Raw genomic sequence first — 3,479 nt, forward strand, 5'->3', positions numbered from 1 at the left:
GTGTTCGGCGGTGTCCTACTCTCCCACACCCTGTCGAGTGCAGTACCATCGGCGCTGGAGGGCTTAGCTTCCGGGTTCGGAATGGGACCGGGCGTTTCCCCTCCGCTATGGCCGCCGTAACTCTGCGAAACAGATATCACGAGCGGTCTCAGTCGGAGAACACATCCCCCACATACTGGTTGGGGGTGGTGTTTCGTTCTTGGACCTGTATTCGGTTGTGTGACTGAACAACTACTCGTGTGTTGTTTCAGATATTGCACAGTGGACGCGTAGCTTCTTTGTGGTAAGTCCTCGGCCTATTAGTACCAGTCACCTGCATCGGTTACCCGACTTCCAGTTCTGGCCTATCAACCCGGTGGTCTGCCGGGGGCCTTACCCCCTCGAGGGGGTGAGAAACCTCATCTTGGAACAGGCTTCCCGCTTAGATGCTTTCAGCGGTTATCCCTTCCGAACGTAGCCAACCAGCGGTGCTCCTGGTGGAACAACTGGCACACCAGAGGTTCGTCCGTCCCGGTCCTCTCGTACTAGGGACAGCCTTCCTCAAGTTTCTTACGCGCGCGGCGGATAGAGACCGAACTGTCTCACGACGTTCTAAACCCAGCTCGCGTGCCGCTTTAATGGGCGAACAGCCCAACCCTTGGGACCTACTCCAGCCCCAGGATGCGACGAGCCGACATCGAGGTGCCAAACCATCCCGTCGATATGGACTCTTGGGGAAGATCAGCCTGTTATCCCCGGGGTACCTTTTATCCGTTGAGCGACACCGCTTCCACTTGCCGGTGCCGGATCACTAGTCCCGACTTTCGTCCCTGCTCGACTTGTCAGTCTCACAGTCAAGCTCCCTTGTGCACTTGCACTCGACACCTGATTGCCAACCAGGCTGAGGGAACCTTTGGGCGCCTCCGTTACATTTTAGGAGGCAACCGCCCCAGTTAAACTACCCACCAGGCACTGTCCCTGAACCAGATCATGGTCCGAGGTTGAGGTATCCAATACGATCAGAGTGGTATTTCAACAACGACTCCACAGTAACTGGCGTCACCGCTTCACAGTCTCCCACCTATCCTACACAAACCGAACCGAACACCAATACCAAGCTGTAGTGAAGGTCCCGGGGTCTTTTCGTCCTGCCGCGCGTAACGAGCATCTTTACTCGTAATGCAATTTCGCCGAGTCTATGGTTGAGACAGCTGAGAAGTCGTTACGCCATTCGTGCAGGTCGGAACTTACCCGACAAGGAATTTCGCTACCTTAGGATGGTTATAGTTACCACCGCCGTTTACTGGGGCTTAAATTCTCAGCTTCGCTCTTACGAGCTAACCGGTCCTCTTAACCTTCCAGCACCGGGCAGGCGTCAGTCCGTATACATCGTCTTACGACTTCGCACGGACCTGTGTTTTTAGTAAACAGTCGCTTCTCACTGGTCTCTGCGGCCCCACCCAGCTCACACTGCAAGAGTGATCACCGGACGAGGCCCCCCTTCTCCCGAAGTTACGGGGGCATTTTGCCGAGTTCCTTAACCATAGTTATCTCGATCGCCTTAGTATTCTCTACCTGACCACCTGTGTCGGTTTGGGGTACGGGCCGTGTAACAACTCACTAGAGGCTTTTCTCGGCAGCATAGGATCACTGAATTCGCCTCAATCGGCTACGCATCACCTCTCAGGCTTGATGAACGGCGGATTTGCCTACCGTTCGCCCTACAGGCTTACACCAGTACAACCACTGACTGGCCCAGCTACCTTCCTGCGTCACCCCATCGCTTGGCTACTACCAGATCAGGTCCCACGCATCCACCCGCAGTCGATGTACCCGAAGGCACACGATCAACGAGATTCAGGGTGGTTAGTGTCACTGATTCACCATGGGCGCGGTTACACGGGTACGGGAATATCAACCCGTTGTCCATCGGCTACGCCTGTCGGCCTCGTCTTAGGTCCCGACTCACCCTGGGCGGATTAACCTGGCCCAGGAACCCTTGGTCATTCGGCGGACGAGTTTCTCACTCGTCTTTCGCTACTCATGCCTGCATTCTCACTCGCGCAGCCTCCACACCTGGATCACTCCGATGCTTCCATGGCTGCACGACGCTCCCCTACCCACCCACACACCTGCACACAAATCCGCAGACTTGCATGGGGCTGTTGTGTGAGTGCCGCAGCTTCGGTGGTGTACTTGAGCCCCGCTACATTGTCGGCGCAGGATCACTTGACCAGTGAGCTATTACGCACTCTTTCAAGGGTGGCTGCTTCTAAGCCAACCTCCTGGTTGTCTTCGCGACCCCACATCCTTTTCCACTTAGTACACGCTTAGGGACCTTAGCTGGCGATCTGGGCTGTTTCCCTCTCGACTACGAACCTTATCGCCCGCAGTCTCACTGCCACGCTCTCACTCACCGGCATTCGGAGTTTGGCTGATTTCGGTAAGCTTGTAGGCCCCCTAGACCATCCAGTAGCTCTACCTCCGGCGAGAAACACGTGACGCTGCACCTAAATGCATTTCGGGGAGAACCAGCTATCACGGAGTTTGATTGGCCTTTCACCCCTACCCACAACTCATCCCCTCAGTTTTCAACCTAAGTGGGTTCGGTCCTCCACGACGTCTTACCGTCGCTTCAACCTGGCCATGGGTAGATCACTCCGCTTCGGGTCTAGAACACGCCACTACACACCTTGCGGTGATACGCCCTATTCGGACTCGCTTTCGCTACGGCTACCCCACACGGGTTAACCTCGCGACATGCCACTAACTCGCAGGCTCATTCTTCAAAAGGCACGCCATCACCAGCAACAGTAAACTGTTCACCAGCTTTGACGGATTGTAAGCGCACGGTTTCAGGTACTATTTCACTCCCCTCCCGGGGTACTTTTCACCTTTCCCTCACGGTACTAGTCCGCTATCGGTCACCAGGGAGTATTCAGGCTTATCGGGTGGTCCCGACAGATTCACAGCAGATTTCACGGGCCCGCTGCTACTTGGGTATTCGCAACGACAGTTGCAGTGTTTTCGTCTACGGGACTCTCACCCTCTACGACAGGCCGTTCCAGACCACTTCGACTAACACCACAATTTCTCACTGTCGGCCGATCCGGCAGAATCGACAATGCAAACCCCACAACCCTCCATACGCAACCCCTGCCGGGTATCACACGCACAAAGTTTGGCCTCATCCGCTTTCGCTCGCCACTACTCACGGAATCACTGTTGTTTTCTCTTCCTGTGGGTACTGAGATGTTTCACTTCCCCACGTTCCCTCCACACACCCTATATATTCAGGTGCAGGTAACACGACATCACTCGTGCTGGGTTTCCCCATTCGGACACCCTCGGATCACAGCTCGGTTGACAGCTCCCCGAGGCTTATCGCAGCCTCCTACGTCCTTCATCGGCTCCTGGTGCCAAGGCATCCACCGTACGCTCTTCATTACTTACAACAAAGATGCTCGCGTCCACTGTGCAATTCTCAAACAACACACACA

At 55.3% G+C, this 3,479-nt stretch carries 2 rRNA genes; both read right to left on the reverse strand.

From position 1 onward, the window contains the following. Positions 1-2: 2 nt before the first annotated feature. Positions 3-119, reverse strand: a 5S ribosomal RNA gene (gene rrf, locus CH283_RS18040). Positions 120-279: 160 nt separating this feature from the next. Further along, positions 280-3,434 (reverse strand): 23S ribosomal RNA (locus CH283_RS18045). Positions 3,435-3,479 lie beyond the last annotated feature (45 nt).

Source organism: Rhodococcus sp. 05-2254-2 (assembly GCF_002259095.1).
Lineage (GTDB): Bacteria > Actinomycetota > Actinomycetes > Mycobacteriales > Mycobacteriaceae > Rhodococcoides.